This is a genomic window from Pseudoalteromonas sp. SG44-17 (assembly GCF_014164235.1).
GTDB lineage: Bacteria > Pseudomonadota > Gammaproteobacteria > Enterobacterales > Alteromonadaceae > Pseudoalteromonas > Pseudoalteromonas rhizosphaerae.
Map to the genome: position 1 here is coordinate 1 of NZ_JACJEV010000066.1, position 5,262 is coordinate 5,262.

The window sequence follows — 5,262 nt, forward strand, 5'->3', positions numbered from 1 at the left end:
TTATATCAACGGATATTACAACAATGTTAGACCACATCATTATAATGCAGGTTTAGCACCAAATGAATCTGAGGTTAGATACCAAGATTCTAAAACTGTGGCCAAAATTAGTTGACCACTACAAAGTGCTATTTCGCTAAAAAATTGGGTTATCTGCTCATCAGTTAGATCTTCATCATATAGCTCATCAAATATTTCTTCTATTTTTTCATTGATGTCGTTAAATGCCTCATATTCGTAAAAAATATTATTCCACTCAGATACAGAGTATTTGATTATTAGCCAATCGCTTTCAGGAAATTTTTCTTTTTTCTTTTCCAAATAATCATTAGAGTTCCAAGAAAAGCCAAATGCACTAAAGCCTGAATCACAATGAATAGCTATTGAATTTATATCTTTATACTTGTGAATCAACTTGTTCAAGAGCGCTTTATAAATATCACTTAGATCTTCGACAAGTTGATTTTTTTCTTGTTCAAGATCCATATTGTTCTGCCTTTCGATATTGTTGCCCATTGTTCTAATACTTTATGTATTCTTTAATATTAACAATTTATCTTTTAACAATAAAATCTGGCAGTTGTTTTTCCACAGTTCATAATAGCTACTTAAATTTATTTTAATTTCAAGTAAAGGTGCAGCAATGTACCAACTTAAATAATAGTCATTGTCAATTCCATACAAGGCTTCAAAAAACGCAAATGTTACTTCATTATCATTTCTTTTTGAGTCTCTAATTAAATCTCCAAACTCATCAAAAAGCCAATAATGTGGAATATCGTCATCTATGTGAGACTCGAACTCAGTAGGCGTTACAAATTTAATTTCAAAATTATCTGTTGCACTTCGGAGTTCATCATCCAGATTTTCTAATAAATTAACTTGTTCTAATATAAAGTCTTTGGCATGAGATACGATTGCTTCATCGCTAATATTGGCTCTTCCTTTGACGTCTTTAATTGATAAAACGTTCTCTATTACTTGAGTTAGCTTCTCTTGTTCAGGAAGAAATTGTGTTATCTGATTAACGTTATTAATTATTCCTTCCTCATGAAATATATAAGTGAAATGGGACTTATCAAATTCTTGTGTACCTTGACAAAAGCATTTCCAATCTTTAATTAAATTATCCATAAGTTCTCACTATTTTATTTAGGTAATACTGAAGGATCTATTTTCCATCTAGTAATTAAAGTTTCTAACTGTGTATGAAATTGATCTAGAGATTGACTATTGTCAATTATTTCTAGTAATTCTTTGTGAAAGGTTCCAGACCCTTTTTTTCCATGCATACCTAGGGTGCTACTGTTAGGTACTTTCCATTTCAACTCAGATATTTTTGTTCTAACCCGCTTTATTTCTTCCATAGGGAGGCCCCATTCTTTAAATTTTGGTGTTCTAGCGACCATATACCATTCGTGGTAGCCACCGGGCTTTCTAATCCGAGACTCAATACTCTCGCGAATACTTTTATCATCCCAAAGTAACCGCATTTCCTCTAAAGACAAATTATTATACCATTCATTAAATTTATTATTTCTTATAGAAGGAACTTTACCATTTACTAATAATTCATCAATGGATCTATTGGCTACCTTAGCCCCCTTTAAATCATTCCCTTTCGGCGGCTTTAATTCATTGGCTACCGTCTTCTTCGGTTTGCCCACTACACCCGTGCTTGCCGGTGGCTCAAACTCATCGAGGGCTTTATTTACGCGATTGCCAATTTCTTGCGCTGCGTTTCTTACCCCTTGGTCAATTTGGGGGGTGACTTCATCAAGCTGTTTGACCATAGCTTGCATGCCGTCAATGGCCGAGTCTGGCAGTAGGAGGTCGTATTTCCAGCTGGTTGAAATGTCATTAAGAGTATCTCTAAAGCTTTTAATAACTGCTTTGACTTCACTGGCGGCTTGTTTGCCTAAGTCTTGCCAGTTTATTTCGCGTAAGTATTTTACTGGGTCGCCTTTGGCTACTTTCGTTGGGTAAAGAGCCGGAATACTGCAATAGCGGCTTCCATGGACTCACCGCTGTTTTTAATCACGACTTTACCCACGCCTTTTACAGCAGAGTATTAAAGCGTTTATGGAGTAAAAGCTAATGAAAGGCTAGGGCGCTAATCTTAAAAGATTCTAGCGCCTAGCCTAACAACATCCATGTTGTTAAAGAGCGGGTAAATCAATATTGTTTAATAAGTTTGCTGTGCAGTGATAACGTCATCATCATTATTATCACGCTCAAAGTTCAGGTTGAACTGACCTTGCCGTGTAATAGTAAAAATGGCGCGCGTCCAGTTTTCTGGTTGGTGTTTAGTGGCATTCTCAAAAAGGGTGTTGAATAAATCGACTATCTCGTCTGTCACGGTAATCGGCTGTTCGCTAGAGTCATCGGCTTTTTTAAAGTGAGCTTGGCATTCAAGTAAACCTTTATCTTCACAATTTAAAATAAGTTGTGCTTCAAGCCACGGCTCTTTTATTTGCTGATAAAGGTACTGACCTAGGTGATGCGAGATGTTTTTTATGTCTGGTTGCATGTGCTGTCCTTAGCCATAGATAAATTGAATCTATTAGTGATCATAACTTTCAATTTCATCAGCCAGCTCTTGATCCCATTCAAAATCAATATTGAAGTCGCCTGATGGCTCAAGTGTAAAGGTAGCCTTATTCCATTTAATTTCTGGGTTATCTGACATTATCGTAGAGAGACTTTGGAACTCTTTAAATAAGTAATACCCTGATTCTAAATCAAAGCTTTTATCCTCAAAATTTGTATATGTTGCATCAAACTCAGCAGCATCACCAAAAAACTCAACCTCAACCTTGCACTCTTTCCAATCAGCAGTGATTTGCTGTACTAGATATTCTGCAATATTCTCGTAAATATTATCAACATTATTCATTATAATTAACCCCCTATAGCAATAAAAAATTACTTTGATGGAGTTGTTTTAATTATTGAATCCAAGAAAGCATCATTAGCTAGCTTTAGCTTTGTTAGGTCATAATTCGTCGTCATTTTCTTCTAGGATAGCTAAAAACTCATGGAAATTTACGCTAATATTTCTTATTGCTTTATCACCATCTTCGAGTTGTGAAGAGATAATAAATATAACTTCGGGCTCAGTCAGTTTATGACGAAAATCAAAAGCGATTAAATTTGAATCAAAAGTTATAGCGATAGGCACTATTTTATTCGATAAAAATTCATCTATTTCTTCTTTTTGTTCGGAGATGCTATAAATGTCAAAATTATCATCTATTAACTCTTGGCAATGAAGGAAGTGTGCGATTGAGCTTTGCCCTTTCCCTACTTTAAAAGATGAATAAAATGGCTTATCTCCAAAGTGTAATTCTATGAAGTTTAAAAACTCTGACGGGAATTTAATCTGAAGTTCGCATTCAAGTTCCTTTAAGTAATCGGGATTGTAAGTTGGCTTATTTTCTTCCCACAAATACGGTTCACATTTTAACATAATTAATACCCTCCTCCCCAAATAGACATACCACCAGTATGCCTAAAAGTGTCATGTGTTGTTCTATCAATAAGCTGCATTCTGCCAGTATCTTGATGATGATGCCATGTTAAACCCTTTGCTGGATCTTTCGATGGTGGTTTTTTCATAATATGTACTACTTGTTCATTACTTAATCCTAGCGTCTTGGCTAAACTTGGGTTTCTTTCTAATTGCATAGCAAGATTTTTATTTGCTGCTTTAAAATGTTCAGTAGCTTTACCCGAAGTTATATGACGATCAGGTATGTGGGTATCAAATTTACTGTCAAATATGGGGAAACCATTCGAATCATACTGTAATTTCTTGCCTTTTCGATGTAAGTACCCATTTTCATCCAGGTTATTCTTATTTCTAATTGTAATTGCATCAGAGGGTTGTCCACCAATAGGGATAACTTTCCCATCTGGAGTTAATTTAGGTTTTCTGGCAAGATCATTTATTTTATCCAAACTATTAGGGTCAATAGCGGTGTTTCTGTTAACCGTTTTAGCCCCCTTTAAATCATTCCCTTTCGGCGGCTCAAGCTCATTGGCTACCGTCTTCTTCGGTTTGCCCACTACACCCGTGCTTGCCGGTGGCTCAAATTCATCGAGGGCTTTGTTTACGCGATTGCCAATTTCGTTTGCGGCGTTTTTAACGCCTTGGTCTATTTTTGGGGTGACTTCATCAAGTCGTTTGACCATGGCTTGCATGCCGTCAATGGCCGAGTCTGGCAGTAGGAGGTCGTATTTCCAGCTGGTTGAAATGTCATTAAGAGTATCTCTAAAGCTTTTAATAATTGCTTTGACTTCACTGGCGGCTTGTTTGCCTAAGTCTTGCCATTTTATCTCCCGTAAGTATTTTACTGGGTCGCCTTTGCCTATCTTGCGTAGCACTGCAATAGCGGCTTCCATTGACTCACCACTATTTTTAATTACAACTTTACCCACGCCTTTTACAGCAGAGCCTAATAATGGAACCAAACCAATGGCGGTTAGGGTAAAGGCTATCCAACCGTCGCTGTCATTGGCTTTGTCATCATCGGTGAGTAACACGGTATTTGCACAAATATCACGAATATCCATGATTTGGTCAACCACCGGTATCATCGAGATAATTGTACCCACAACGATTTGTGATGTACTCGGGTTTCTATTAAAGTCACCTTGCAGTGTGCCCCATAACCAATCGCCTGCTTGGTTGGCTAAATTGCCAGCCTCTTCCAGTTTTGCAGTGTTACCGCTATTGATCATGTGCACAGCATCGGCGGTGGTTATTTGCCCATACAACGGGTTTGGTGTGGTGTTATCTTCAGGCTGAAAATCGCGACTGTCTTCGCCGTATTTAACACTGAACTGACCGCTGGGAATATTGCTGAGTTGTGCTTGTCCACTGTCATCTAGTTGCCCGGTCGCTTGCGTTCCATCATCAAAGGTAATGGTGTAGGGCGCATTTTTTACCGGGCTGCCGTCTTGGTAAACGTATTCTAAATCGACCACACTGGCGGTAGTTGCAGCAACGCCTGCATCATTTATGGTTACATCATTAATACGGCTAATACTCGCAGGACTTGAGGCACTTGGGCTACTGGCTGTTTGCGGGCTTTCTATATCGTAATCAACTGGTCCATCAAAGGTCACTATGTTACTGTCGAGGGTGAGTATATTGGTAGCGATGATGGTGGCGTTGCCTTGGCTATCGAGTTTAATTTCGCCGCCGGCGTTATGAATGATTAAATCGCCTTGCCCAGAGCCTGTGATGTTAATTGACTT

General features: G+C 37.9%; 6 protein-coding genes and 1 pseudogene. All 7 read right to left on the reverse strand.

Annotation, left to right across the window (positions count from 1 at the left end; all coding sequences use genetic code 11):
• Positions 1 to 153 precede the first annotated feature (153 nt).
• Positions 154 to 516 (reverse strand): annotated as a pseudogene (locus tag H5182_RS21745) (DUF4303 domain-containing protein); the annotation flags it as partial.
• Positions 517 to 528: 12 nt separating this feature from the next.
• A complete protein-coding gene (locus tag H5182_RS21750; protein WP_182760628.1) occupies positions 529 to 1,134 on the reverse strand; it encodes a hypothetical protein in 606 nt (201 codons plus the stop codon).
• 14 nt (positions 1,135 to 1,148) lie between these two features.
• Positions 1,149 to 1,802: a hypothetical protein gene (locus H5182_RS22450; protein WP_259398161.1), complete on the reverse strand. Its 654-nt coding sequence runs from the start codon at positions 1,800 to 1,802 to the stop codon at positions 1,149 to 1,151.
• Between the two features lie 383 nt (positions 1,803 to 2,185).
• Positions 2,186 to 2,530: an immunity protein YezG family protein gene (locus H5182_RS21760; protein WP_182760629.1), complete on the reverse strand. Its 345-nt coding sequence runs from the start codon at positions 2,528 to 2,530 to the stop codon at positions 2,186 to 2,188.
• Between the two features lie 33 nt (positions 2,531 to 2,563).
• Positions 2,564 to 2,896 carry an immunity protein YezG family protein gene (locus H5182_RS21765; protein WP_182730839.1) on the reverse strand — a complete coding sequence of 111 codons (333 nt, stop codon included), beginning with the start codon at positions 2,894 to 2,896 and terminating at the stop codon, positions 2,564 to 2,566.
• Between the two features lie 99 nt (positions 2,897 to 2,995).
• Positions 2,996 to 3,469: an SMI1/KNR4 family protein gene (locus tag H5182_RS21770; RefSeq protein WP_145242511.1), complete on the reverse strand. Its 474-nt coding sequence runs from the start codon at positions 3,467 to 3,469 to the stop codon at positions 2,996 to 2,998.
• A gap of 2 nt (positions 3,470 to 3,471) precedes the next feature.
• Positions 3,472 to 5,262: HNH endonuclease (locus tag H5182_RS21775; protein WP_182760630.1), on the reverse strand; the 1,791-nt coding region annotated here is incomplete at its 5' end.

Coding starts and splice junctions, on each gene's coding strand:
- H5182_RS21765 (WP_182730839.1), bottom strand. CDS start 2,896: ATGAATAATGTTGATAATATTTACGAGAATATTGCAGAATATCTAGTA.
- H5182_RS21770 (WP_145242511.1), bottom strand. CDS start 3,469: ATGTTAAAATGTGAACCGTATTTGTGGGAAGAAAATAAGCCAACTTAC.
- H5182_RS22450 (WP_259398161.1), bottom strand. CDS start 1,802: ATGCAAGCTATGGTCAAACAGCTTGATGAAGTCACCCCCCAAATTGAC.
- H5182_RS21750 (WP_182760628.1), bottom strand. CDS start 1,134: ATGGATAATTTAATTAAAGATTGGAAATGCTTTTGTCAAGGTACACAA.
- H5182_RS21760 (WP_182760629.1), bottom strand. CDS start 2,530: ATGCAACCAGACATAAAAAACATCTCGCATCACCTAGGTCAGTACCTT.